The organism is Microbacterium sp. UBA1097, assembly GCF_002313585.1.
GTDB lineage: Bacteria > Actinomycetota > Actinomycetes > Actinomycetales > Microbacteriaceae > Microbacterium.
The window spans coordinates 1-24,819 of the sequence record NZ_DCBW01000013.1; the positions used below are offsets into that span (position 1 = coordinate 1).

The following is a 24,819-nucleotide window of genomic DNA, read 5'->3' on the forward strand; positions in this document are numbered from 1 at the left end:
TACTGCCCCACGTGCCAGACCGGCGGCAAGCTGCTCGCTGATCGTCGCCTCTCCCGCCTCCTGAAATAGACCCGAGATACGCGCCCGACCAGTCTGCTCAATGGTCTCCGCAGGAGCGAAGCGAACTGCCCAGCGCGGGGCTGGCACCGGGTCTGGCGGGAGCCGGCGCAGCCGGCGAGGGCATGTCCCCGCGCTGGGCAGTTCGCGTAGCGGCACCACTTACCGCAGCTACCGCCCATCGGCGCAACGCGAACGAATCAGTCGCCGAGCGTGTCCATGAGTGTGCGGGCGTCATCATCCACCCAATCGAGGGACTTGGTGACGGCCTTCTTCCACAAGCGGTACCGGCGAGCGCGTTCCTCATCCGACATCTGCGGCTCGAACCGGTGGTCGACCTGCCAGTGTTCGCGCAGCTCATCAAGGTCCGACCAGACTCCGACGGCGAGACCGGCAGCGTACGCTGCGCCGAGGGCCGTCGTCTCGACCACGCGCGGGCGTACGACGGGGATGCCGAGGATGTCTGCCTGGAACTGCATGAGCAGGTCGTTCTTCGTCATTCCACCGTCGACGCGGAGTTCCGAGAGGTCGCGGCCCGCGTCTCCGACAACAGCCTCGATGACATCGCGGGTCTGGAAGGCCGTCGACTCGAGGGCAGCTCGCGCGATGTGGGCGCGCGTGACGTACCGGGTGAGGCCGACGATCGCACCGCGCGCGTCGGGTCGCCAGTACGGGGCGAACAGGCCCGAGAAGGCTGGCACGAAGTAGGCGCCGCCGGCGTTTTCGACTGTCATGGCGAGGGTCTCGACATCCTGTGCGCGATCGATGATCCCGAGATTGTCGCGCAGCCACTGCACGAGCGATCCCGTGACGGCGATCGAGCCTTCGAGCGCGTAGTGGGCGGGCCCATCACCAAGTCGGTACGCGACGGTGGTGATGAGTCCGTGGCGGGACCGGACGATCTCGGTCCCCGTGCCCACCAGCAGGAAGTTGCCGGTGCCGTAGGTGTTCTTCGAATCCCCGACCCCGAAGGCAGCCTGCCCGAAGGTGGCGGCCTGCTGATCTCCGAGGATGCCGGCGATCGGCAGTTCGCGGGCTGTGCCCGGAAGCGCGAGCTCGCCCACGACGTCCGACGACGATCGGATTTCGGGCATCATGGCGCGCGGGATGTTCCACAGCGCGAGCATCTCGTCCGACCAGTCGAGGGTCTGCAGGTCCATGAGCAGCGTGCGGCTCGCGTTGGTGACATCGGTCACGTGCGCCCCGCCACTGGTGCCGCCGGTGAGATTCCACACCACCCACGAGTCGGGGGTGCCGAACAGCAGATGGCCGGCTTCGGCATCCGCCCGCGCCCCCGGCACGTGATCGAGGATCCAGGCGACCTTGGATGCCGAGAAGTAGGTGGCAAGCGGAAGACCCGTCACCTCGGTAACCCGGTCGCCGACGCCGTCACGGGCAAGGGCATCGAGCCAGGGCTGCGTGCGGGTGTCCTGCCACACGATCGCGTTGAAGATGGGCTGGCCCGAGCGGCGGTCCCACACGATCGCAGTCTCGCGCTGGTTCGTGACACCGACGGCGGCGATACCGGATGCCTGCAGATGGGCCTTGCTGAGAACGCCGGAAATCACCCACTCGGTGTTGGTCCAGATCTCCATGGGGTCGTGTTCGACCCACCCGGCACGAGGAAAGATCTGCTCGTGTTCGCGCTGGGCGGTTGCCACCACGGTTCCGGCGCGATCGAAAACGATCGCCCGTGTCGAGGTGGTGCCTTGGTCGATGGCTAGGACGTGTTCGGCCACGATGCCTCCCGAAGTGTTGAACGCCTCCAGACGATGGATGGCGCGCCGCTTAGGCTACCGGTGCCGCCGCGGGCTGCCAGGTCGGATCGGCGGCGTGGACAGCGACAAGGGCTGCGGCGACCTCGGCCGTGGCGGCATCCTCGTCCCATCCGAGCACTCCAGCGACGGCGTCGGCGATCTCGGCGACGACATCGGGTGTCGCCTCGCCACGGAACGCGATGCTCGTGCGGCGCAGCAGCAGGTCGGCCAGATGCACGACATCCTCTGAGCTCGCGAGGTACCGCAGTTCGCCGGTGCTGTAGGCGGGAAGTGTCCCGAGGGGCCGGTCCTCGGCATCCTCGTCGACGAATGCGATGACCTCGCGGGCGGTCGTTCCGTAGCGTTCGAGGAGGGTGGCTGCGGCATCCTTCGAGAGCCCCCGGCGGTTCTCGGCGACCCACTGATGCCGTGCCCGCTCGGTTACCGGGTACCCGGCTCCGCCGCCGATTGCACGGCCATGGGTCGTGACGACGCGGGGTCGAGCAAGCAGCGCAAGGGCGTCATCGGTGAGGTGGGCGGCGGAGGCGCGGAAGGTGGTCCATTTGCCGCCGACGAGGCTGATCACCGTGGTGTCCGCCGACCCGGGGAGCTGCTCGGTCTCGACACGGTAATCGCGCGAGACGAAGCCGGGAGCGAGATCGCCGTGGCCGGGAAGCGGGCGGACACCCGAGAAGCGATACACGATCTGCGAGCGGTCGACGGTGATGTCGGGGAAGACGTGCCCGATGAGGTCGATGAAGTAGTCGACCTCGGGCTCGGTGCACACCGCGGGCTCTGCCATATCGTGCTCGAGGTCTGTGGTGCCGACCAGGACGCGTCCCTTGAGCGGGTAGATGAGCACGATGCGACCGTCGCGGTGTTCGAAGAAGATCTCTCGACCAGCCGTGGCTGCCAGCAGCTCGGGGTTGTCGAGCACGATGTGCGAGCCCTTGGTTCCGCCCATGAAGCTGGTCGGGGCCCCGAGGGCGCGGTTGGTGAGGTCGGTCCAGGGTCCGGATGCGTTGATCACGACGGCCGCGCGGAACGGGAACTCGGCACCTGTCTCGGTGTCGCGAAGCGTGATCGCGCCGTCCGCTGCCCCCACGACTTCGAGGTAGTTCGCGGCCCGGGCGCGGTCGCCACCGGCGGCACGCCCGTCGCGGAGCAGATCGAGCGCGAGTCGCTCAGGGTCGTGCACCGAGGCATCCCAGTAGGTCGCGGTGTACTTGACGGTCTCGTTGATCGCCGGAAGCGCTCGCAGCGAACCGGCGCGTCCGCGGAAGGTGTGGCGGGGAACACGGCCGCCGCCGCGCGAGAACGAGTCGTAGATCGTAAGGCCGATCTTGATCAGCGCGGCGCCGCGCTCGACGTGCTTTCCTGCGCCGTGACGCAGGAAACGGAGGGGCGCCGAAAACACCCCCGAGAACGTGGAGAAGATCGGGATCGTCGTCTGCAACGGACGGACGTAGTGGGGAGCCGTGGCGAGCAGATCGTTGCGTTCCGTGACCGCCTCGTGCACAAGCCGGAACTCGCCGTTCTCGAGGTAACGGACGCCGCCGTGGATCATGTGCGACGACGCTGCTGATGCGCCGCTGACGAAGTCACCGCGTTCGACGATCGCGACATCCACGCCCTGGAGAGCGAGGTCCCGAAAAGTCGCGAGTCCGTTCACCCCTCCGCCGACGATGAGAACGTCAGCCTGCGGCCGTTCGCTCAGTCGGGCGACAGTGGTTCGTGCGACGGCGCTCATTGATCGTCCTTCCTCGCCCGGGTATCTCCCGGTGCTCCCATCGTGCCACACATGGTCGAAGTTGCAGGCTTTCTGCACATACGTGCAAACTGTGTCAGTGACCGACGATGCGACCCACCTGCGGCGGGCACTGACCGCCGCCCACCTCTACTACGTCCAGCTCCGCACCATGGATGCGATCGCCGCCGAGCTCGGGACCTCGCGCTCCACGGTGTCGCGACTGCTGTCGTTTGCGCGCGCCGAGGGAATCGTCGAGGTGCGCGTGCGTTCACCCCTCGACGCCCCGGGACTCGTGGAGACGCAGCTGCGGCGCCAGTTCGGCGTCCGCGCACAGGTCATTCCCGTCCCCGAATCGGTGAGCGATCTCGAGCGCCTCGACCGCGTCGCGCAGGGAGCAGCTCAGTTGCTCGATGAGCTAATCGTCTCGGATCTGGTGGTCGGCATCGCGTGGGGATCAACACTGGCTGCGATAGCACGGCGTCTCACTCCCAAGCGCGTGCACGGCACGACATTCGTGCAGCTGAACGGCTCGGGGAACGTGAAGACGTCCGGTATCACGTATGCGAGCGAATTGCTCAGCAGGTTCAGCACTGCTTACGGCGGGGATGCCGAACAGTTCCCTGTGCCGGCGTTCTTCGATGATCCCGAGACTCGGCGCGCACTCTGGCGGGAGCGCAGCACGCGACGCATCCTCGATATCCAGAGCCGCATGGGTCTCGTGCTGTTCAGTGTGGGAGCTTTCCGGGCCGAGGTACCCAGCCGCGTGCACGCCGGCGACTACCTCGAACCCGCCGACCTCGAGCAGCTGAAGACAGAACGGGTCGTGGGTGATGTTGCGACGGTGTTCTACCGCGCGAACGGCTCGACCGAGGGGATCGCCTTGAACGACCGGGGATCGGGCCCGTCTTTCGATCTGCTTCGCGCGGTCCCGCGGCGCTGCTGCATCGTGACCGGCGAGGCCAAGATCCCGAGTCTGCGCGGCGCGCTCGCCGCGGGCCTCATCACGGATCTCGTCATCGACGAGCGCACCGCCCGCGCCATGGTCGACGGACGCGAAGCGTCGTAGCCCACGGGAATGAACGCGCGCGCGGCGCGTTGACTACACTCGAGAGCAATGAACGTGCTCCGGGGTCGGTGAGAATCCGAACCGGCGGTGACAGTCCGCGACCCGCTGCATCCGTGTTCGAGAGAACGCCGCAGCGGTTGATCCGGTGAAATTCCGGGACCGACGGTGATGCGACGCGACAGCGTCGTCAGTCCGGATGGGAGGCAGCACAGGTGACGCCACGGCGTCGCCGCCTTCCCTGCCCCGTCGCACCCGACCGGAGTGGGCAGTGAGCCAAGGCGCAAGCGAGACAGCGGCGATGAGACGCGCGCTCAACGCCGCGCTGCGTGGGCCCCGGGGAGTCAACCCCCAGGTCGGAGCCGTCATCCTCTCCCCGAGCGGCGAAGTACTCGCCGAGGGGTGGCACCGGGGCGTCGGAACCGCGCACGCCGAGGTCGATGCGATGTCACAGCTGACGCCCGAGCAGCTTCGCGGGAGCACGGCAGTGGTCACCCTCGAGCCCTGCAACCACACCGGCCGCACGGGTCCCTGCGCGCAAGCCCTCATTGACGCTGGTGTGGCCCGTGTGGTCTACGCGGTCGACGATCCCGGCGCCGTCTCGGGCGGCGGCGCCGAACGTCTCGCGGCATCAGACGTAACCGTCGAGGAGGGTCTGCTGCGCGATGAAGGCACCGCGCTCCTCGACACCTGGCTCACGGTGCAGCGGCTGGGTAGACCGCACGTGACGGTGAAGTGGGCGCAGAGTCTGGACGGCCGGGCCGCCGCCGCCGACGGCACGAGCATGTGGATCACCGGCCCCGAGGCGCGCGCTGACGTGCACCGGCGGCGATCGGATGCCGATGCCATCGTGGTTGGCATTGGAACCGTGCTCGCCGATGACCCGGCGCTCACCGCACGAGGGGCTGCCGGGCAGCCACTGTCGCAGCAGCCCCTGCCTGTCGTTCTCGGGCGGCGCGCGATTCCGGATGCCGCGCAGGTGCGCAGGCATCCCCGCACCCTGATCCAGCGGCCCGGGACAGACCTCACCATGGTGCTGGACGAACTGCGCGATCTCGGCATCCAGCGTGTTTTCGTAGAGGGCGGGCCGACGGTTGCGGCATCATTCCTGCGCGCCGGGCTCGTCGACGAGGTGCTGGCGTATGTCGCTCCGGTACTGATCGGCTCCGGCCCCGACGGCGACAGGCCGGCCGTCACCGACATCGGGGTCACGACCCTCGCTGACGCTCACCGACTCGAGCTGACCGCGCTCGAGCGGCTCGGCGATGACGTGTTGCTTGTCGCACGCCCCCGCGCCGCCGCCGAGGCCCCCGAATCCCCGTCCCCCGAGACCACCGCCGCTGACGCGTCGTCGGTGTAGTCAGGAGATCGCCATGTTCACAGGACTCGTTGAAGAGATCGGCCGCGTCACCGCCGTCGAACCGTCGGGTGACGGCATCCGGGTGACGATTCACGCACCGCAATCCGTCGCTGATGCCGCGCACGGCGACTCCATCGCCGTCAGCGGCGTGTGTTTGACCGTCGTTGCCCGCGACGGCGACGGATTCACCGCAGACGTCATGCGCCAGACCCTCGACATGTCCACCCTCGCCGATGTCTCTGTCGATCGCCTCGTCAATCTCGAACGCGCCACCGCCGCCGGCGGACGCCTGGGCGGCCACATCGTGCAGGGTCACATCGATGGCACGGGAACCGTTGTCGAGGTTCGGCCCGGCGACCAGTGGCGGGTGATCCGCGTTGCGATCCCCCGGCACCTGGCCCCGCTCATCGTCGACAAGGGATCGATCGCGATGGAGGGCGTGTCGCTCACCGTCAGTGCCGTCAGCGAACCCGCCGACCCCGAACCCTGGTTCGAGGTCTCGCTCATCCCCGAAACCCTCGAGGCTACGACGTTCGACTCCCTGCAGCCGGGCTCGCCCGTGAACCTCGAAACCGACATCCTTGCCCGTCACGTGCAGCGTCTGCTGGCGTTCCCCTCGGCGGCCGAGGCCGCCCCGACCGAAGGAGGCTCGCGATGAGCCTTGCCCCCATCCCCGAGGCCCTGGATGCGCTACGCGCCGGGCGCCCGATCATCGTCGCGGATGACGAGAATCGCGAGAACGAGGGCGATGTCGTCCTCTCGGCAGAGCTCGCCACCCCCGAGGCTGTGGCGTGGACGATCCGCTGGTCCAGCGGCCTGCTGTGCGCGCCGATGCCCGCCGAATGGGCAGACCGGCTCGACCTGCCGCCCATGGTTGCGGTCAACGAGGATGCGCGGGGGACCGCGTACACCGTCACGGTGGATGCCGCCGACCGCACCTCGACCGGCATCAGCGCGAGCGATCGGGCACACACGCTGAACGTGCTCGCCGATCCTTACTCGACGCCCTCAAGTGTCATCCGGCCGGGCCACGTCCTGCCGCTTCGCGCCGTCGACGGCGGCGTCCGCGAGCGCGCTGGACACACCGAGGCGGCTGTCGAGTTGATGCGCCTGGCAGGACTGCAGCCGGTCGGCGCGATCGCCGAGGTCGTCGCCGAAGACGGCTCGATGATGCGGATGCCCGGGCTGCTGGAGCTCGGAGCCCGCGATGGTGTTCCCGTCATCACGATCGAGCAGCTCATCGCCTACCTTGACGAAAACGAGCCGCGCGCGGCCGCGCCGCAGGACGTGCACCGCCGCCGCGTGAGTTTGCGCGCCGAGGCGACGGTCCCGACCGCGCACGGCGTGTTCCGCTTCCTCGCGTACAAGGATCGGATCACCGGCACCGACCACATTGCGGTCGTGGCCGGTGATCTGGCCGAGGACGCACCCCTCGTGCGCGTGCACTCGGAGTGCCTGACCGGCGAGGCTTTCGGCTCCCTGAAGTGCGAATGCGGCCCCCAGCTGGATGCCGCGCTCGACGCTATCGCGCAAGACGGCGGCGTTGTCATCTACATGCGCGGACACGAGGGACGCGGTATCGGCCTGATCAACAAGCTGCGGGCGTACAGCCTGCAGGAGCGGGGCCTCGACACTGTCGATGCGAACCTGGCCCTCGGGCTGCCCGCCGATGCGCGAGACTACGCTGCCGCTGCCGGCATCCTGGGAGATCTTGGCATCGACCGGATGCGACTGCTCTCCAACAACGGCGACAAGGTGGCTCAGCTTCGCGAGCTCGGCCTCGACATCGCGGAGCAGGTGCCGCTGCTCGTGGGCGTCGGCCCGAACAACCACCAGTACCTGGCCACGAAGGCCGAGCGCATGGGACACACCATTGCCCTGGACGACCTGGATCGCGCTCTCGGAGTCGGGGCCGCAGCAGAGAGGACCGACGCATGAGCGGAACCGGCGCCCCCGAGCGCGACACCGTCGACGGCTCAGGACTGGACATCGTGATCGTCGCGGGCCAGTGGCACGAGACCATCGCGAACGGCCTCCTGGACGGCGCCCGCCGGGCACTCGATGCCGCCGGCGCTTCCTACCGCGTCGTGCCTGTCCCGGGCTCGTTCGAGCTTCCCGTCGTGGCAAAGGCAGCTCTGGATGCCGGCGCCGACGCGGTCGTCGCGCTCGGCGTCATCATCCGCGGCGGAACCCCGCACTTCGAGTTCGTCTCGTCAGCGGCCACCGACGGGCTCACCCGCGTCGCCCTGGACGCCGGCAAGCCCGTCGGCTTCGGCGTGCTGACTCTGGACGACGAGGCGCAGGGCATCGACCGGGCCGGCCTTCCGGGCTCGCGCGAAGACAAGGGCTTCGAGGCTGCGGATGCCGCCCTCCGCACCGCGCTCGCGCTGCGGGAGCTGCGGGGCTGACCAGCACCGGGTGAGGCGAACAAGACTCCACCTTCAGTGAGGCATAAGGTACGCTGACGGCATGGAGATTCTTCGTCACGCCGTCCTTCTCGTTCACCTCTCGGGCTTCGCGATTCTGTTCGGCGCCTGGGTCGTCGAGGCGGTGCGGCGCACCGGAGCCGTGACGGCACTCATGAACTGGGGCCTGCTGATCGCGGGCGTCGCGGGGCTCGCGCTGGCAGCACCCTGGGGCGTTCCCGAGGGCGTCGAGTTCAACTACATGAAGATCGGCACAAAGCTCGTCATCCTGCTCATCATCGGGGCGCTCCTGGGCATCGGATCGGCCCGCACCAAGCGGAACGGCTCGGCTCCCGCCGGTGTATTCTGGGCGATCGGCATCCTGACCTTTGTGAACGCGGCCATCGCCACACTCTGGCGCTGAGGCATCGGAGGTGCGGGGGCCGTTCTCGTCCCCCGCACCGATAGGCCTCCATGACCTCTTCCGTCGCCGTTCCGTCCGCTCCCGCCAACCCGCGAAGCCGCGTCATCACGGCAAGCCTCGTCGGCACGACGATCGAGTTCTACGACTTCTACGTGTACGCGACGGCGGCAGTTCTCGTCTTCCCCGCGCTGTTCTTTCCTACCGGTAACGAGACCACATCACTGCTGGCATCCTTTGCGGTCTTCGGCGCCGCGATGGTCGCCCGGCCCCTGGGCGCGGTCGTGTTCGGCCACTTCGGCGATCGGTTTGGCCGCAAGGCGACCCTGGTCACCTCGCTGCTCACAATGGGTATCGCGACCTTCGTGATCGGCCTACTCCCGACCGTGAACGAGATCGGGGTCTGGGCCGCGGTGTTCCTGCTTGTGCTGCGACTCGCGCAGGGATTCGCGCTCGGCGGCGAGTGGTCGGGCGCTGCGCTGGTCGCCACCGAGAACGCCCCGGCGGGCAAACGAGCCTGGTACGGCACCTTCCCCCAGCTCGGAGCCCCGATCGGCTTCATCATCGCCAACGGCATCTTCCTCGCGATCAACCTCTCGCTCCCCCACCCCGATGGCACGGCCCAAGCCTCAGACGCGTTCCTCGCCTGGGGCTGGCGCATCCCGTTCCTGTTCTCGGCGGTCATGGTCATCGTCGGCCTGTGGGTGCGGCTGCGCCTGGTCGAGTCCGACTCGTTCACGCGGGCCGAGAAGAGGGGGACGCTCCGGAAGTTCCCCCTCGGGCTCGCCCTGCGTCGCTACTGGTGGCGGCTCATCCTCGGCACGTTCATCATGCTCGCGACCTACGTGCTGTTCTACCTGATGACGAGCTTCACGCTCTCGTACGGGACGAAGGCGACGACGGATGCCGCGCAGGCCGCCGCGGAAGCCGCCGGAACGCCGTTCGACCCGGCCAGCTACGTTCCGGGCCTCGGTTTCGGGTACACGGACTTCGTGCTGATGCAAATCATCGGCGTCGTCTTCTTCGGGATCTTCACGCTGCTGTCGGGACCCGTGGCCGACGCGATCGGCAGACGTCGCCTGCTGCTGTGGGTGACCGCGGCGATCATCGTGTTCGGCTTCACGTTCACGGTGTTCCTGCTCCCCCAGGCCGATCCGAAATTCACCGGAGCACTCGTGCAGGCCTTCCTCGTGTTCGGCTTCGTCCTCATGGGGTCGACCTTCGGGCCGATGGGCGCCGTGCTGCCCGAACTGTTCCCCACCGAGGTGCGCTACACCGGCTCGGCCGTGTCCTACAACGTGTCGTCGATCCTGGGCGCAGCACTCGCTCCGCTCGTGGCCGTCGCACTGTGGGCAGCCGCCGATGGCAGCCCCTGGCTCGTCGGTGTCTATCTTTCGGCGATGGCAGTGCTCACCTTCATCGCCCTCCTCCTCTCTCCGGAGACCAAGGACGTGGACTACGACGAGATCGGAGCCGGCGAGACGGTATCGCTCTAGCGCGAGCGTCGGGAGCGGGATGCCTTCGCGTCAGTCCAAGAAGAGCTTCCGCAGTCGCGTGGTCGTGAAGATCAGGCCGACGGCGATCATGACCACGTAGTACAGGACATGGCCGAGCATCGCGATCGACAGTGCTCCGGTCGTGAGACCTCGAATGAGTTCCACGCCGTGCCACAGCGGTAGGGCCATCACGATGGCCTGCACTGCCTCGGGGTACACGGTGATCGGGTAGAAGGTCGCCGAGAAGAGAAACATCGGCAGCAGCACCATGTTGATCCAGTCCATGTGCTGGAAGGTCTTCATGTAGCTCGTGACTGCCATCCCGAGGCTTGCGAATCCGAAGGCGATAAGCACGACAGCGGGGAGGGCGAGGATCGCCGTGGGCGCGAGGTTCAGGCCAGCGAACTGCATGATGATCATGAATCCGGTGGCGTACACGAGGCCGCGCAGCAGCGCGTACAGGATCTCGCCTAAGGCGACATCCAGCGGCCCAAGAGATGTCGAGAGCTGCCCCTCGTAGAGCTTGCCGTAGTTCAGCTTGAAGAAGACGTTCCAGGTGGAGTCGTAGATCGCGCCGTTCATCGCAGAGACCGCCAGCAGCGCCGGGGCGATGAAGGCCGCGTAGGAGACCTCCATTCCCGACGACGTCTCGACGTTCTCGATGAGCATTCCGAGGCCGATGCCGAGAGAGAACAGGTAGAACACGGGCTCGAAGAAGCCCGAGAGCACGACAACCCAGCTCGACGAGCGCGCCGCGATGAGACCGCGCTGCACGACGGCCCAGGGGTTACCCGACCACAGGGCGCGGACGCTCCCGCTGCGGCGCGGTTCCGTTTCCGATGCCACCACGGTCATTTCGCGAGCCTCTGCGTAAAAGTGCGGCGAGCGAATGCGTAGCCGACGACGGTGAGGACGAGGAGATACGTGAGGTGAACCGCGGCAGCACCCGGGCCGCCCGGGGCCCCGTACGTCGCCATCCGGCCCAGCTCGGACGCGTGCCACAGGGGCGAGATCCAGCCGATCCACTGCAGCCAGATGGGAAGGCTATCGAGCGGGTAGAAGGTGCCCGAGAACAGGAACATCGGAACGAACAGGAAGCGCTGCACGAGAGCGAACTGACCCTTGTCGTCCTGGATGGAGGCGGCGTATGCCATCAGAGGAACTCCGAAAGCGAGGCCCGCGAGCAGACCGACGAACATCGCGACCCAGCCGGTGGCGGGGTCGGGCACCGCGCCGAAGAGGGTGATGAAGACGTAGTAGGCGACGACGGCGATCAGCATCCGGGCCGAGGCTCCGAGGATCACCCCGTTCGCGATCTGCGGGCTCGACAGCGCCGACGCGTTGAACCCGTAGAAGTAGCGCCGCCACTTGAAGCCTGACATCACGGGGTAGGTGAACTCTTCTGTGGCCACGCCGATCGCTGCGGTCATGAGCAGCGCCGGCGCAACGAACAGGAGGTAGTCCACCTGCTCGCCGTGCACCTCGATCGTGCCGTTCAGGAGCGCGGCAAGTCCGAGCACCAGTCCGAGCAGATACAGGATGGGTTGCCCGAGCGCCCCGACGACGATGGTCCACCCGTACGCGCGCATCGCGCGCACCATGTGCTCGGCGACGTACCACGACCCCCGTCGGCGGGGCTTGCGCCCCCAGGCGAGCGCTTCGGTGCGCAGCTCGTCGAGCGAGGGCTGAGTGCGCGCGTCAGGAACCGGCGTGCTCATTCGATCAGCGACCTTCCGGTCAGGCGCAGGAAGACATCCTCGAGGCTCGACCGCCGCACCAGGGAGGTCAGCGGCTGCAGCCCGGCGGCTGTCACCTGCTCCAGCGCACGTTCGCCGTCGTGCGCGTAGACGAGGATCCGGTCGGGAAGCACCTCGACGCGGTCGCCGATCCCCTCGAGCTGGGGCGCCACCTGCTCGTTGCGGTCCGATCCGAAACGCACCTCGAGCACCTCGCGGCTGGAGTGCTCGCGGATGAGGGAGGCCGGCGTTCCCTCGGCCATGATCTGCCCCTTGTCGACCACGATGAGCCTGTCGCACAGCTGCTCGGCCTCGTCCATGTAGTGCGTGGTCAGCACGAGCGTCGTGCCGCGCTCCTTCAAACGGAAGAGGCGATCCCACAGCACGTGCCGGGCCTGCGGATCAAGACCCGTCGTGGGCTCGTCCAGCAGCAGGATGCGGGGGTCGTTGATCAGCCCGCGGGCGATCGTGAGCCGGCGCTTCATGCCGCCGGAGAGCTGATCGACCTTGCTCTTTGCCTTGTCTTCGAGCGCGGCGAACGCCAGCAGCTCATCGGCCTTCTGGGAACACACCTTGCCGGGCAGCCCGAAGTAGCGGCCGTAGATGAAGAGGTTCTCGCGGGCGTTGAGTTCGCCGTCGAGGTTGTCCTGCTGCGGAACGACGCCCAGCCGCGAGCGGACCTCGGGACCGTACTGGTCGGGATCCAAGCCCAGGATGCTGAGCTCTCCGCTCGTGCGGGTCGAGACTGCGCCGATCATCTTCATCGTCGTGGACTTGCCTGCACCGTTGGGACCCAGCAGCCCGAAGGACTCACCGGGGGCAACCTCGAACGACAGCCCGTTCACGGCGAGGAAGTCGTCCTTGCCCGCGATCTTGTAGGCCTTGACGAGGTTGTGGGCACGAATGACGGGCTCTGGCACCGTCCTACTGTACGAGTGATCTCCGACATCGCGAGACGTCGGAGTAGCATCCCGGTGTGACCGATACACAGCTTCCCTACCGCGCCGACATCGTCGGCAGTTTCCTCCGACCGGCAGCCCTCGCCGAGGCCCGCGCCGCGCGTGCGGCGGGAGAGATCGACGACACCGCCCTGCGCGAGGTGGAAGACGCCCAGATCGCCGCGCTCGTAGGCAAGGAAGCGCAGAACGGTCTGCGGCTTGCCACCGACGGCGAGTTCCGCCGGTCATGGTGGCACTTCGACTTCTTCGGGATGCTCGATGGTGTCGAGGTCGTCGAGCTCGACCACGGCATCCAGTTCCAGGGTGTGCAGACCCGGCCGCTCGGCCTGCAGGTAGGCGGACGCATCGGCTTCAGCGATACGCATCCGTTCCTCGCCCACTTCCGCGCTCTGGCCGACGCCACTGCCGCAACCGGCGCAACACCGAAATTCACGATCCCCGCCCCCACCGTCTTCGATTTCCGTCTCGAGCCCGCCGGGATCACCACCGGCCTTTACGCGGACCGCGATGCGCTCGTGCCCGACCTCGTGCAGGCCTACCGTGATGCCGTGCAGGCCTTCTATGACGCCGGATGCCGCTACCTGCAGTTCGACGACACGGCGTGGGCTTACCTCTGCTCACCCGAAGAGCTCGAAAAGGCAGCGGCCCGCGGCATCCGCACCGAGGGAATCGGCGAGCGCTACTCGGCGATGCTCAACGCGATCCTCGAGGCCAAACCCGCCGACATGACAATCACTACCCACGTGTGCCGCGGCAACTTCCGATCGACGTGGATCTCCTCCGGCGGCTACGAGCCGGTTGCCAAGCACCTGCTCGCCGACACGAACTACGACGGTTACTTCCTCGAGTACGACAGCGACCGCGCCGGTGGTTTCGAGCCGCTGCGCTTCCTCCCCCACGGCCACAAGCGGGTAGTGCTGGGCCTGGTGACCACCAAGTCGGGCGAGCTCGAGGATGCCGACCTGTTGCGCACCCGCATCCAGGAGGCTGCGCAGTTCGCGCCGCTCGAGCAGCTGGCCCTCAGCCCCCAGTGCGGTTTCGCCTCGACCGAGGAAGGTAACCTCCTCACCGAGGACGAGCAGTGGGCCAAGATCCGCCTGGTCGTCGACACTGCCGCCACCGTCTGGGAGTGACCGTCACGAGCGCCTGATGCTCAGGAGCGCTTGACGTACGGGCGGCCCTCGAGGGCCGCACGATCGATCTCTTCCTGGTCCTCGACGAACGGGGTGCCGTGGGTATGGAACGTCGGCACCGTTTTCATGCCCCATGCCTGGCCCTTGGCGCGCTCGGCCTGACTCCATTCGACGACGGGCCAGTCGGGGTCGAGGATGAGGCGGCCCTGCGCTGTGGCGAACTCGATGCGGTTGCCGCCCGGCTCCCACACGTACAGGAAGAACGTCTGGTTGATCGCGTGCTTGTAGGGGCCGTACTCGATGTAGATGCCGTTCTCGAGGCAGATGTCCGCGGCCTTGAGGATGTCTTCGCGCGAGTCCGGGGCGATCGCGAAATGATGGAACCGGCCCCGCTGGTGCGTCCAGTCGTCTGAGTACACGACGTCGTAGGACTTCTGGTTGAACCGGAACCACCACGCACCGTACCGGCCGTCATCGAGGCGCACGCGCTCGGATTCCCGCAACATCATGACATCGCGCCAGAACTCTCCGGCGGCGTTGACGTCGCTGGCCAGATAGTTGATGTGATCCATCCGCCGTGCGTTGATCCCGCGGCCGGGGTATGCGGATGCCTGGTTCTTCAGCGCCGGGCGATCCTCGTCATCCGGAACGTAATGCTCGGTGTCGTAGTACAGCGCCATCAGATGGCCGTCCGGGTCCTCGAACTCGAACGACCGGCCCACCCCGACCTCGCCATCGCGCCAGCCGTGGCCCAGTCCGGATGCCTCGATCGCCGCGACCCGCCGCTCCAGAGCCTGCGGACTCGATGCGCGATAGAGGGTGCGTCCCACGCCGTTCGTGTCGGATGCGGTGAGCTTCAGCGTGTACAGCTGGTACTCGTCCCAACACCGCAAATACGCCGAATCGCCAATGCGGGCTACCTCCCGCATTGCGCAGATGTCGCGGAAGAACCGGAGGCTCTCCTCGAACCGCGGAGTGAACAACTCCACGGCGCCCAGGTGGGCAAGGTCGAAGTTCTCGCTCGTAGCCATGGGTGTCCTCTCTGACACAGCCTCTCTACCGATGCATCCTGTCTATCACTCATTTACCTCTGGACATAGGTAAATTTTGCCCGTACGATCTCGCTGAAGCCACCCGGACGAGGAAGTCGAGGAGACACCCATGGCCAAGAATCTGCAAGAGCTGCTGGACGAGAAGGGCGACACCGTCCGGATGCTGCGGGACTCGCAGCTCGGGACGTACATCTACCCGGTGGTTCCGGCCGAGTTCAGCAACTGGCGCCGCGAGCAGAAGGCGTGGCGCAACGCTGCGGTGCTCTACGACCAGAGCCACCACATGGTCAACTTCTTCGTGAAGGGCCCCGATGCGCTGAAGCTGCTCACCGACACCGGCATCAACGGTTTCAAGAACTTCCCCGTCAACACCGCCAAGCAGTTCGTTCCCACCGCCTCCAACGGCGGCGTCATCGGTGACGGCATCCTCTTCCACGAAGCAGAGGGCGAATACGTGTACGTCGGCCGCGCTCCCGGCGCCAACTGGCTGCAGTTCCACGCCGAGACCGGCGGATACGACGTCGAGTTCCGCTACGACGACCGCTCCCCCTCCCGCCCCTACGGCCAGGCAGTGCACCGCGACTACTACCGCTTCCAGATCCAGGGCCCGAACGCCTGGGCGATCATCGAGAAGCTCGCCGGTGGCCCCGTCGAGCAGGTCAAGTTCTTCCACATGGGCGAAATGACGATCGCCGGCGAGAAGGTGCGCACGCTCCGTCACGGGATGGCGGGCGCTCCGGGCCTGGAGATCTGGGGCCCCTACGAGCAGCACGGCAAGATCCGCGACGCCATCCTCGAGGCCGGGCGCGAGTTCGGCATCGAACCCTGCGGGTCGCGCGCGTACTCGTCGAACACCCTGGAGTCGGGCTGGATCCCCTCGCCCCTGCCGGCGATCTACTCCAGCGAGGCCGAGCGCGCCTACCGTGAGTGGCTGCCGGCGAACAGCTACGAAGCGATCAACGCCCTGGCAGGGTCCTTCGTCTCGGAGAACATCGAGGACTACTACCTCAACCCGTGGGAGCTCGGCTACGGCTCGTTCGTGAAGTTCGACCACGACTTCATCGGCCGTGACGCACTCGAGAAGCTCGACCCCGAGACCCAGCGCAAGAAGGTCACGCTGGCCTGGAACGACGAGGACCTGACCAAGGTGCTCGCGTCAGTGCTCGACCGCGAGGGCCCCGGCTACCAGTTCTTCGATCTGCCCAACGCCAACTACGGGTCCAGCAACTACGACGCCGTCATCGACGCCGACGGCAACACCGTGGGACTCTCGCTGTTCACGGGCGTCACCGCGAACGAGAAGCGCGGCCTGTCGCTGGCCACCGTCGACCGCGACGTTCCCGTGGGAGCCGAAGTCCGCGTGGTCTGGGGCGAGCCGAACGGCGGATCGGGCAAGACGACTGTCGAGCCGCACGAGCAGATCGCAATCCGCGCCGTGGTGAGCCCCGTACCCTATGCCGTGACCGCTCGCCAGGAGTACCAGGGCGGCTGGCGCACCACCGGATCGCTCTGATCCGAGCCGCGCTTCGCGCACACGACGATCTGGGGGACGGATGCTTCGGCATCCGTCCCCCAGATCGTCTCCGGGCGTCCACGTCACGACGAGATGTGGATGCCTTCGAACCCACCCGGGAATCCGCTGACCGCCGCCGAGACGGTGTCGAAGAACCAGTCGAGTGCTCCAGCATGCTGTGGGGACCGGCGACGATAGAGATGCAGTTCGACGGGTCCGAGAGCGAAGGGCAGTTCGCGGATGATGAGCGGCCAGCTCCGCGACCATCCGACAGCCAGTGTCTCGGGAATCGTCGCGATGAGCGTCGTCGACCGCGCGAGTAAGGGCGGGAGCGACGCGATGTGTTGCACGCTCACCGCCGGCGGCTCGCTCACGCCGTGGCGAGCGTGTACGCCGGCCAGCAGGCGGGCACTCGAGTCGCCCTCGACCCAGACCCGGCGCGCCGCACGGTACGCCTCGAGACTCATCTCAGCGCCGACGAGGGGGTTCTGCGAGGACATCACGACGCGGTACTCCTCGCGCTTGACCGTCTGGCGCTCGAACGCAGCGGGCAGTTCCGCCGGGGTGATGGCAAGGTCCACAGATCCTCGGGTGAGTAGATCCTCGAGGTCTTCACCGCGCAACGCTGTGACGGCAAGGCGCGCGCGCGGCGCTCCGAGCGCCATCGCGTCGCCGATCGCCGGGAGCCAGCCGATCTCACCGAGTTCCGAGAGCGCGATGCGGAAGGTGCGCTCGGAGGTCAGAGGGTCGAAGCCGGTCACCGCCGCAATGGTTCGATCGATCACTGACATGCCCTCGTGGAGCTCGGGATAGATCGCGTCGGCAAGCGCTGTGGGCCGCATCCCCTGAGCCGTTCGCTCGAACAGCGGATCGCCGAGTTCCCGCCGCAGCCGCGCCAGGGACTGACTGATGGCCGACTGCGTCACGAACAGCCGGCGGCCCGCCGCTGTGAGGCTGCCCGCCTCGTAGATCGCGACGAACACCCGGGTGAGGTTCAGGTCAGTGAGCATGCGTGCACCTCGATCGAGTCAATATGAGGACCGCTCACAGAGCTATTAGCAGCGCTCATTAGAAAATGCTATTTGATTCAGTCCTGCTTGGGATAGCGTCTCCTCGGGCCGGCACGCACCGCGTCGAGCCCCGAGAACGAAGGAGTTCACATGACCGAGTCGCTGGCCGCCGCGATCGCCCGAGCGGGAAGCCCCGTGCAGCTTCTGCGCAACGCCCAGGCGCGACCCACGATCTTCCCCGTGACGGCGGAGTTCAGCAACTGGAGGTCGGAGCAGCAGTCCTGGCAGAAGACAGTGGCGCTTCTTGACCAGTCCCACCACATGACCGACCTGTTCATCCGCGGCCGCGATGCCCTGCACCTGCTGAGCGATCTCGGCGTCAACAGCTTTGCGCGATTCCAGGTTGACAACGCGAAACAGTTCATCGCGGTCAATGACGAGGGGTATCTGATCGGCGATGCGATCCTGTTCTATCTCGCCGACGAAGAGTTCGACCTCGTCGGCCATCAGATGGTGATCGATTGGGTGCAGTTCCACGGCGAGACCGGCGACTACGACGTCACCTTCGAGCGCGACGGCAACTCGATCGTGCGCGCCGGAAACCCCACCCTGTACCGGTATGAGCTGCAGGGACCGAACGCACTTGAACTCATGGAGAGGGTCACCGGCGCCCCCGTGCCGCCGACCCGCTTCTTCCACATGGCGACATTCACGATCGACGGCATCACGGTGCGCTCACTGCGTCACGGAATGGCCGGTCAGCCCGGCTTCGAGCTGTTCGGCCCGTGGGAAGAGGGCGAGCGCGTCCGGGACGCGCTGCTGCGCGAAGGAGAGCCGCTCGGGCTCGTGCGGGTCGGATCCAAGGCGTACTCCTCGGCGAATCTCGAATCCGCGTGGGTTCCCTCTCCCCTGCCTGCCATCTTCACCGGGGCCCACGCGGAACGGTACCTCGACTGGCTTCCCGCAACCAGCGCCGGGTCTCTGGCCGGAAGCCTCACCTCCGAGCGGATCGAGGACTACTACGTCACGCCCTACGACCTCGGTTACGGCCGCAGTGTGGCGTTCGATCACGACTTCCTCGGCCGGGAGGCACTCGAGCGCATCGCGCAGGAGCCCACACGGGTCAAGGTGACGCTGATCTGGAACCCGGACGATGTCGCAGCTGCACAGCGATCCCTGCTCGAGCCGGGGTTGCCGGCGAAATACATCGACTTCCCGAAGGCCCGCTACGGGCTCTACCAGGTCGACCGTGTTCTGATCGACGGGCACGATGTGGGGATCTCGCATGATGCCGGGTACATCACGAACGAGCAGGTATTCGCGTCATTGGCGAGCCTCGTTCCGGATGCCGCGGAGCCGGGCACCGAGGTTGTGGTGGTCTGGGGCAGATCCTCACCCGAGGCATCTCTGGCGCGGCCGGGGCCTACGAGCGCGGAGTACCGTCGTACATAACCCCCTCCCCGAATCGAGGTCTCGATGTCGCGCGCTGATACGCGTCCCGCCCGTCGTGGGCGCCGCACCCCCGAGGAAGGCCCACGCGCGACGTTCCGCCAGCTGGTGCCGTTCCTCCTCGAGCACCGCACCGTGCTGATCGTCGTCGCCATCCTGAGTATCATCGGGGCCGTCGCGACCCTCGCCCAGCCGCTGCTGGTCGGGCAGGTGATTGCGCAAGTCGAGGCTGGCGGCGGCCTCGGGCTGTTGGTGTGGGGAATCATTGCGCTCGTGGTGGCAGCCTCGGTCATCTCCGGGTTCCAGCACTACCTGCTGCAGCGCACCGGAACTGCCGTGGTCTACTCCAGCCGGCGACAGCTCGTGGCCCGCATCCTGCACCTCCCCATCCGCGAATTCGACGCGCGGCGCACAGGTGACCTCGTTTCCCGTGTCGGAACCGACACGACGCTGCTCTATGCGGTCCTGACGCAGGGACTCGCGGATGCCGTGGGCAACTCCCTCATCTTCATCGGCGCCCTCGTCGCGATGGCGCTGATTGATCCCCTGCTGCTGCTGGCCATTGTCGTCGTGATCGGGGTCTCCATCACCGGCGTCGTGGTGCTCAGCGGCCGCATCCGTCGCGCGACCGGCGAGCAGCAAGAGAAGGTCGGTGAATTGGCCTCCTCGGTCGAGCGCGCGGTCAGTTCGATCCGAACCGTGCGCGCGGCCGGAGCTACCGAACGCGAGGTCACAGAGATCACGGGCGTCGCAACTGACGCGTATGGGGTCGGGGTCCGCATCGCCAAGGTCTCCGCGCTTGTCGTCCCCGTCGCGGGGATCGCCCTTCAGGTTTCGCTGCTGGTCGTCTTGGGGGTGGGCGGCTATCGGGTAGCCTCCGGAGCGATCGAGGTGGCAAGTCTTGTGACCTTCATCCTTTTCCTGTTCCTGCTCGTGGGTCCCCTCGGCAGCTTCTTCGGGGCGATCACCTCGGTGAACCAGGCTCTGGGTGCGCTGGGTCGCATTCAAGAGATCCTCAATCTGCCGACCGAGGATGCCGACGACGCGCGGCTCGCGGCATCCGTCAGCGCAGCCTCCCCCGCTCGTTCGCCACAACACGCCGCGGGCGCAGGCGCCGCGGAGCAGATTGCGGCAATCGAGTTCCGGGATGTCTGGTTCCGCTATCCCGAAGCCGTCGTCGCCGCGCGCCGGAAGGCCGAGACCGAGGCGCGCGCCGTGCTCGAGAGCGCGCACGTCGACACCTCGGCGATCGCGCTCCCGAGCGGCACCGAGGACGCCACGGATGATGCGTCAGCAGCCCCGGCCGAGGCATCCACTGACGCCGGCGACGTGCTGCGCGGCGTATCGTTCCGGGTTCCGCGTGGGTCGCGTGTGGCGATCGTCGGCCCATCCGGCGCCGGCAAGAGCACGACGCTTGCGCTCATCGAGCGGTTCTACGATCCGACGGGCGGCGCGATCCTGCTCGGCGGCGCAGACATCCGAACCCTCCCGCGCGAAGAGCTCCGTGCACAGTTGGGCTACGTCGAGCAGGACGCACCAACCCTCGCCGGCACGATCGCCCAGAACCTGCGCCTCGCGTCCCCCGAGGCGACGGATGCCGACTGCGAGCGCGTCCTCGAGGCCGTGAATCTCACCGAGGTGCTCGAGCGCAGTCCGCTGCGCCTTCAGGCCCCGGTCGGCGAGAACGGCGTCATGCTCTCGGGCGGCGAGCGTCAGCGCCTGGCGATTGCGCGTGCCCTGCTGGCCGCTCCCCCCATCCTGCTGCTCGACGAATCGACGTCGTCGCTGGATGGACTCAACGAGCAGCGGATGCGGGATGCCATAGACGCCGTCGCGGCCGACAGGACCCTCCTCGTGATCGCCCACCGCCTGTCGACGGTCGTTGACAGCGACCTGATCGTCGTCATGCAGAACGGTGAGGTCATCGGTCAGGGCACGCACGGCGAACTTGTCGAGTCCACGCCGCTCTACCGCGACCTCGCCCGCCACCAACTCCTGGTCTGACCCGCCCCGCCGAACCCACAACAATCTCGACGAACCCACCCCTTCCTGCGGCTGAAACCTGTGGGGTAACGCAAGAAGGGGTGGGTTCGCGAGGGGCGCGGGTTGCGCCGGATGCGGGCGGGAGGAGGACGCCCGGGTCAGGAGGACTTGAGGCGGTAGCGAAGGGCTGCGAGTTCGGCGTTCAGCTGGGCGGGGATGCGGCCATCGAAGACCCCGTAGAACTCCTCGGTGAGGTCTGCCTCGTGCAGCCACGACTCCGGGTCGACGGCGAACAGTTCCTCGAGATCCTCCTGCGGAACCTCGATGCCGTCGAGGTTGAGGTCCTCGATGCGCGGAAGGCGCCCAATAGGGCTGTCAAGCGCCGGCACCTTGCCGTCGACGCGACGGATGATCCACTCGATGACACGGGAGTTGTCGCCGAACCCGGGCCAGAGGAAGCGGCCATCAGCCCCCTTGCGGAACCAGTTGACCTGGAAGATCCGCGGTGCACGATCGAACCTCAGCTTCTGGCCCATCTTGACCCAGTGCCCGAAGTAGTCGGCCATGTTGTAGCCGCAGAAGGGCAGCATCGCGAACGGATCGCGACGCAGTTCGCCGACCGTTCCCTCTGCAGCCGCGGTGCGCTCGGACGAGATCGTGGAGCCGAGGAAGACCCCGTGCGCCCAGTCGGTTGCCTCGACCACGAGCGGAACGTTCGTGGCACGGCGTCCGCCGAACAGGATCGCGTCGATCGGCACGCCTTCGGGAGCATCCCAGTCGTCGGCGATCTGCGGGCACTGGTCGGCGCGTACGGTGAACCGCGAGTTCGGATGAGCGGCGGGTCGCCCGGATGCCGGGGTCCAGGGGTTTCCCTCCCAGTCGATCAGTTCTGCCGGCGGCTCGTCAGTGAGTCCCTCCCACCACACATCTCCGTCGGGCCGAAGTGCCACGTTCGTGAAGATCGTGTTGCCCCAGAGCGTTTCGACAGCCGTGACGTTCGTGGACTCGCCGGTGCCGGGGGCGACACCGAAGAAGCCGGCCTCGGGGTTGATGGCCCAGAGGCGTCCATCCTCGCCCGGGCGCAGCCACGCGATGTCGTCGCCGAGTGTCTCGACGCGCCATCCGGGAATCGTCGGGCGCAGCATCGCGAGGTTCGTCTTGCCGCAGGCCGAGGGGAAGGCTGCGGCGAGGTGGTAGGCCTTGCCCTCGGGGCTGATGACGCGGATGAGCAGCATGTGCTCAGCCATCCATCCCTCGTCGCGGCCGATGACCGAGGCGATGCGCAGCGCGAAGCACTTCTTCGCGAGGATGGCGTTACCGCCGTACCCGGAACCGTACGACCACACCTCCAGGGTGTCGGGGAAGTGCACGATGTACTTCTCGTCGTTGCACGGCCAGGCGACATCATCCTGACCGGGCGCGAGCGGCGCACCGACAGAGTGGACGGTCTTCACCCACGGCGACCCGTTTGCGATCTCGCGCAGGACATCGGTGCCGACACGGGTCATGATGCCGATCGAGGTGACGGCGTAGGCGCTGTCGGTGATCTGCACACCGATGTGCGACAGCGGGCCGCCGACGGCTCCCATCGAGAACGGCACGACGTACATCGTGCGTCCGCGCATCGATCCGTCGAACAGCGGCGTGATGGTGGCGCGGATCTCTTCGGGCGCGACCCAGTTGTTTGTCGGGCCGGCGTCTTCTTCGCGCTCAGAGGCGATGAAGGTGCGCGCCTCGGTGCGGGCGACATCGCTCGGGTGCGAGCGGGCAAGGTACGAGCCCGGGCGCCACTCGGGATTGAGCTTGATGAGCTTGCCCTGCTCGACCTGCTCCCTCAGCAGCGCCTCATTCTCGGCGCGCGAGCCGGTCACCCAGTGGATCCGGTCGGGCTTGGTGAGCGCAGCGATCTCATCGACCCACTCGATCAACGCGTCCATGCCGGGGCCGGAGATCGATGGCAGTTGGCCGGATGCCGACGCGGGCGCCGAGATAGTGGGGCGAGTAATGTCAGCGATGGCCATTGTCTCTCCTGTGTGCGACGTCGACTGGGGGTCTTTCTCCACTTTCCTGCACGCGGAGGGCGGTTTGAAGCGGCTCAGCCTCGTAAGAAACGAAATTCTTTCGCTAGCATCAAGGAATGGCACCCACGAACCTCGAACTGGTGACGCTCGGGCACCGCATCCGTCACGAACGCGTGTCTCGGGGCTGGACGCTGGACGAGTTGGGTGCACAGGTCGGGGTCGCGGGAAGCCAGTTGAGCCTCATCGAAAACGGCAAGCGCGAGCCGAAACTCTCGCTGCTGCAGGCGATCGCCCACGCCACGGGACTGGAGGTCACCGACCTCCTCGCCGCTGAACCCCCGAATCGTCGGGCTGCGCTCGAAATCGAGCTGGAACGCGCGCAGGCAAGCCCCGTGTTTCGCAGGCTCGGCATCCCGCCGGTGAAGGTCACCAAAGGGACACCCGATGAGACGATCGAGTCGATACTCGGCCTGCACCGGGAGCTCGATCGCCGCGAGCGAGAAGCGATCGCAACGCCCGAGGAGGCGCGGCGCGCCAACACGGAGCTGCGCCTGCGGATGCGCGAGCGTGACAACTACCTGCCCGATATCGAAAAGCTCGCCGAGAAGCAGCTTGCGGCGGCCGGTCACGTCTCGGGCGCGCTCACCCACCGCACCGTGAGCATCATGGCCGAGCGCCTCGGGTTCGAGCTGCTCTACGTCAACGACCTTCCGCGCTCGGCGCGATCGGTCACCGATCTCGAGAACGGCCGCATTTACCTGCCGCCCGCATCTATCCCGGGCGGCCACGGGCTGCGCTCGATGGCACTGCAGGCGATGGCCCACCGGCTGCTCGGACACCAGCGACCCACGTCGTACGCCGACTTCCTGCAGCAGCGCCTCGAGATCAACTACTTCGCCGCCTGTTGCCTCATCCCCGAGACCAACGGCGTCGCGTTCCTGCAGCAGGCGAAGAAGGAACGCAATCTGGCCGTCGAGGACTTCCGCGATGCGTTCGGTGTCACGCACGAGGCTGCGGCGATGCGGATGACGAACCTCATGACGCAGCATCTCGGCATCCGTCTGCACTTCCTGCGCGTCGACGGATCCGGTGCCATCTCACGGGTGTACGAGAACGACGACCTCCCCCTGCCGATGGATGTCACCGGTGCCGTTGACGGCCAGATCGCCTGCCGCAAGTGGTCGGCCCGTGCCGCCTTCTCGGAGCAGAACCGCACGACCGAGCACTACCAATACACCGACACCCCCGCGGGCACGTTCTGGTGCGCCACGCAGACCGGTACGACAGCCGACGGCGAGTTCTCGATCAGTGTGGGGGTTCCGTTCGACGATGCCCGCTGGTTCCGCGGCCGTGAGACCACCAAGCGTGCGGTCTCCACCTGCCCCGACGAAGCCTGCTGCCGCCGAGCACCCGCGGAGCTCACGTCGCGGTGGGAGGGCAAGGCCTGGCCGAGCGCCCGCGTGCACATGCAGATGTTCACGCCGCTCCCCCGTGGCAACTTTCCCGGCGTCGACGACTCCGAGGTGTACGCCTTCCTCGACCGTCACGCCTGAGGCAGCATCCGTGGCTCGCCCCCAAGAAGTGGGCGCAGATTGTCGTCTCGATGCGATAAGTGGGCGCAAACTGTCGCCTCAGGCCCTGCAAACGACAATGG

20 protein-coding genes and 1 riboswitch are annotated in these 24,819 nt (G+C 67.1%); of the genes, 12 read left to right on the forward strand and 8 right to left on the reverse strand.

Annotated features, from left to right (window positions below; translation table 11 throughout):
- Positions 1-257 precede the first annotated feature (257 nt).
- Positions 258-1,796 carry a glycerol kinase GlpK gene (gene glpK, locus B4F19_RS03330; RefSeq protein ID WP_292732805.1) on the reverse strand — a complete coding sequence of 513 codons (1,539 nt, stop codon included), beginning with the start codon at positions 1,794-1,796 and terminating at the stop codon, positions 258-260.
- A 49-nt stretch (positions 1,797-1,845) separates the two neighbouring features.
- Positions 1,846-3,564 (reverse strand): glycerol-3-phosphate dehydrogenase/oxidase, encoded by a 1,719-nt coding sequence (locus tag B4F19_RS03335; RefSeq protein ID WP_292732807.1) that lies wholly within the window; start codon positions 3,562-3,564, stop codon positions 1,846-1,848.
- 97 nt (positions 3,565-3,661) lie between these two features.
- Here B4F19_RS03335 and B4F19_RS03340 point away from each other — a divergent pair, with 97 nt between their 5' ends.
- The 7 genes from B4F19_RS03340 to B4F19_RS03370 all read left to right on the forward strand — a co-directional run bounded on the left by B4F19_RS03340 (position 3,662) and on the right by B4F19_RS03370 (position 10,309).
- Positions 3,662-4,630: a sugar-binding transcriptional regulator gene (locus tag B4F19_RS03340; protein WP_292732809.1), complete on the forward strand. Its 969-nt coding sequence runs from the start codon at positions 3,662-3,664 to the stop codon at positions 4,628-4,630.
- 52 nt (positions 4,631-4,682) lie between these two features.
- Positions 4,683-4,842: riboswitch (FMN riboswitch) on the forward strand.
- 86 nt (positions 4,843-4,928) lie between these two features.
- Positions 4,929-5,987 carry a bifunctional diaminohydroxyphosphoribosylaminopyrimidine deaminase/5-amino-6-(5-phosphoribosylamino)uracil reductase RibD gene (gene ribD, locus B4F19_RS03345; protein ID WP_292732811.1) on the forward strand — a complete coding sequence of 353 codons (1,059 nt, stop codon included), beginning with the start codon at positions 4,929-4,931 and terminating at the stop codon, positions 5,985-5,987.
- Between the two features lie 13 nt (positions 5,988-6,000).
- Positions 6,001-6,645: a riboflavin synthase gene (locus B4F19_RS03350; RefSeq protein WP_292732813.1), complete on the forward strand. Its 645-nt coding sequence runs from the start codon at positions 6,001-6,003 to the stop codon at positions 6,643-6,645.
- A complete protein-coding gene (gene ribA / locus B4F19_RS03355; protein WP_292732815.1) occupies positions 6,642-7,925 on the forward strand; it encodes a GTP cyclohydrolase II in 1,284 nt (427 codons plus the stop codon). The genes B4F19_RS03350 and ribA overlap by 4 nt, the downstream gene beginning before the upstream one ends.
- Positions 7,922-8,395, forward strand: coding sequence for a 6,7-dimethyl-8-ribityllumazine synthase (gene ribH, locus B4F19_RS03360; protein WP_292732817.1), 474 nt, complete (start codon positions 7,922-7,924; stop codon positions 8,393-8,395). Before ribA ends, ribH begins: the two co-directional genes overlap by 4 nt.
- 61 nt (positions 8,396-8,456) lie before the next feature.
- Positions 8,457-8,816 carry a Fe-S protein gene (locus B4F19_RS03365; RefSeq protein ID WP_292726959.1) on the forward strand — a complete coding sequence of 120 codons (360 nt, stop codon included), beginning with the start codon at positions 8,457-8,459 and terminating at the stop codon, positions 8,814-8,816.
- A 50-nt stretch (positions 8,817-8,866) separates the two neighbouring features.
- Positions 8,867-10,309 (forward strand): MFS transporter, encoded by a 1,443-nt coding sequence (locus B4F19_RS03370; protein ID WP_292732819.1) that lies wholly within the window; start codon positions 8,867-8,869, stop codon positions 10,307-10,309.
- A gap of 30 nt (positions 10,310-10,339) precedes the next feature.
- Here B4F19_RS03370 and B4F19_RS03375 read toward each other — a convergent pair whose 3' ends face one another.
- Genes B4F19_RS03375 through B4F19_RS03385 form a run of 3 tightly spaced genes read right to left on the reverse strand, consistent with a single transcriptional unit; the run spans position 10,340 to position 12,965 of the window.
- Entirely contained in the window at positions 10,340-11,164 is an 825-nt protein-coding gene (locus B4F19_RS03375; RefSeq protein ID WP_292732821.1) for an ABC transporter permease, read from the reverse strand.
- Positions 11,161-12,027, reverse strand: a complete 867-nt coding sequence (locus tag B4F19_RS03380) for an ABC transporter permease (RefSeq protein ID WP_292732823.1) — start codon at positions 12,025-12,027, stop codon at positions 11,161-11,163. The genes B4F19_RS03375 and B4F19_RS03380 overlap by 4 nt, the downstream gene beginning before the upstream one ends.
- Entirely contained in the window at positions 12,024-12,965 is a 942-nt protein-coding gene (locus tag B4F19_RS03385) for an ABC transporter ATP-binding protein (protein ID WP_292732825.1), read from the reverse strand. The genes B4F19_RS03380 and B4F19_RS03385 overlap by 4 nt, the downstream gene beginning before the upstream one ends.
- Positions 12,966-13,021: 56 nt before the next feature.
- Here B4F19_RS03385 and B4F19_RS03390 point away from each other — a divergent pair, with 56 nt between their 5' ends.
- Positions 13,022-14,137 carry a 5-methyltetrahydropteroyltriglutamate--homocysteine S-methyltransferase gene (locus B4F19_RS03390; RefSeq protein ID WP_292729040.1) on the forward strand — a complete coding sequence of 372 codons (1,116 nt, stop codon included), beginning with the start codon at positions 13,022-13,024 and terminating at the stop codon, positions 14,135-14,137.
- A 20-nt stretch (positions 14,138-14,157) separates the two neighbouring features.
- Here the strand turns inward: B4F19_RS03390 and B4F19_RS03395 are convergent, their stop codons facing one another.
- Complete coding sequence (locus tag B4F19_RS03395) at positions 14,158-15,168, reverse strand: VOC family protein (protein WP_292729037.1); 1,011 nt, start codon at positions 15,166-15,168, stop codon at positions 14,158-14,160.
- A gap of 130 nt (positions 15,169-15,298) precedes the next feature.
- Here B4F19_RS03395 and ligM point away from each other — a divergent pair, with 130 nt between their 5' ends.
- Positions 15,299-16,702 (forward strand): vanillate/3-O-methylgallate O-demethylase, encoded by a 1,404-nt coding sequence (gene ligM / locus B4F19_RS03400; protein ID WP_292732827.1) that lies wholly within the window; start codon positions 15,299-15,301, stop codon positions 16,700-16,702.
- Between the two features lie 83 nt (positions 16,703-16,785).
- Here the strand turns inward: ligM and B4F19_RS03405 are convergent, their stop codons facing one another.
- Positions 16,786-17,712, reverse strand: a complete 927-nt coding sequence (locus tag B4F19_RS03405) for a LysR family transcriptional regulator (RefSeq protein WP_292729030.1) — start codon at positions 17,710-17,712, stop codon at positions 16,786-16,788.
- A gap of 150 nt (positions 17,713-17,862) precedes the next feature.
- On the opposite strand from B4F19_RS03405, the gene B4F19_RS03410 reads away from it, so the two are divergent.
- Both B4F19_RS03410 and B4F19_RS03415 read left to right on the forward strand, forming a co-directional pair.
- Positions 17,863-19,164, forward strand: coding sequence for an aminomethyl transferase family protein (locus tag B4F19_RS03410; protein ID WP_292732829.1), 1,302 nt, complete (start codon positions 17,863-17,865; stop codon positions 19,162-19,164).
- 24 nt (positions 19,165-19,188) lie between these two features.
- The gene (locus B4F19_RS03415; RefSeq protein ID WP_292732830.1) at positions 19,189-21,165 is read left to right on the forward strand and encodes an ABC transporter ATP-binding protein; all 1,977 of its coding nucleotides are present in this window, start codon (positions 19,189-19,191) and stop codon (positions 21,163-21,165) included.
- 137 nt (positions 21,166-21,302) lie between these two features.
- Here the strand turns inward: B4F19_RS03415 and B4F19_RS03420 are convergent, their stop codons facing one another.
- Complete coding sequence (locus tag B4F19_RS03420) at positions 21,303-23,165, reverse strand: phosphoenolpyruvate carboxykinase (GTP) (protein WP_292729024.1); 1,863 nt, start codon at positions 23,163-23,165, stop codon at positions 21,303-21,305.
- Positions 23,166-23,281: 116 nt separating this feature from the next.
- Between B4F19_RS03420 and B4F19_RS03425 the strand changes: the two genes are divergently transcribed.
- Positions 23,282-24,718 (forward strand): XRE family transcriptional regulator, encoded by a 1,437-nt coding sequence (locus tag B4F19_RS03425; protein WP_292729022.1) that lies wholly within the window; start codon positions 23,282-23,284, stop codon positions 24,716-24,718.
- Positions 24,719-24,819 lie beyond the last annotated feature (101 nt).

What these genes read in the sequence shown, in the direction of transcription:
- B4F19_RS03335 (WP_292732807.1), bottom strand. Translation starts at nt 3,564, where the DNA reads ATGAGCGCCGTCGCACGAACCACTGTCGCCCGACTGAGCGAACGGCCG.
- ribD (WP_292732811.1), top strand. Translation starts at nt 4,929, where the DNA reads ATGAGACGCGCGCTCAACGCCGCGCTGCGTGGGCCCCGGGGAGTCAAC.
- B4F19_RS03350 (WP_292732813.1), top strand. Translation starts at nt 6,001, where the DNA reads ATGTTCACAGGACTCGTTGAAGAGATCGGCCGCGTCACCGCCGTCGAA.
- ribA (WP_292732815.1), top strand. Translation starts at nt 6,642, where the DNA reads ATGAGCCTTGCCCCCATCCCCGAGGCCCTGGATGCGCTACGCGCCGGG.
- ribH (WP_292732817.1), top strand. Translation starts at nt 7,922, where the DNA reads ATGAGCGGAACCGGCGCCCCCGAGCGCGACACCGTCGACGGCTCAGGA.
- B4F19_RS03365 (WP_292726959.1), top strand. Translation starts at nt 8,457, where the DNA reads ATGGAGATTCTTCGTCACGCCGTCCTTCTCGTTCACCTCTCGGGCTTC.
- B4F19_RS03370 (WP_292732819.1), top strand. Translation starts at nt 8,867, where the DNA reads ATGACCTCTTCCGTCGCCGTTCCGTCCGCTCCCGCCAACCCGCGAAGC.
- B4F19_RS03375 (WP_292732821.1), bottom strand. Translation starts at nt 11,164, where the DNA reads ATGACCGTGGTGGCATCGGAAACGGAACCGCGCCGCAGCGGGAGCGTC.
- B4F19_RS03380 (WP_292732823.1), bottom strand. Translation starts at nt 12,027, where the DNA reads ATGAGCACGCCGGTTCCTGACGCGCGCACTCAGCCCTCGCTCGACGAG.
- B4F19_RS03395 (WP_292729037.1), bottom strand. Translation starts at nt 15,168, where the DNA reads ATGGCTACGAGCGAGAACTTCGACCTTGCCCACCTGGGCGCCGTGGAG.
- ligM (WP_292732827.1), top strand. Translation starts at nt 15,299, where the DNA reads ATGGCCAAGAATCTGCAAGAGCTGCTGGACGAGAAGGGCGACACCGTC.
- B4F19_RS03405 (WP_292729030.1), bottom strand. Translation starts at nt 17,712, where the DNA reads ATGCTCACTGACCTGAACCTCACCCGGGTGTTCGTCGCGATCTACGAG.
- B4F19_RS03410 (WP_292732829.1), top strand. Translation starts at nt 17,863, where the DNA reads ATGACCGAGTCGCTGGCCGCCGCGATCGCCCGAGCGGGAAGCCCCGTG.
- B4F19_RS03415 (WP_292732830.1), top strand. Translation starts at nt 19,189, where the DNA reads ATGTCGCGCGCTGATACGCGTCCCGCCCGTCGTGGGCGCCGCACCCCC.
- B4F19_RS03420 (WP_292729024.1), bottom strand. Translation starts at nt 23,165, where the DNA reads ATGGCCATCGCTGACATTACTCGCCCCACTATCTCGGCGCCCGCGTCG.
- B4F19_RS03425 (WP_292729022.1), top strand. Translation starts at nt 23,282, where the DNA reads ATGGCACCCACGAACCTCGAACTGGTGACGCTCGGGCACCGCATCCGT.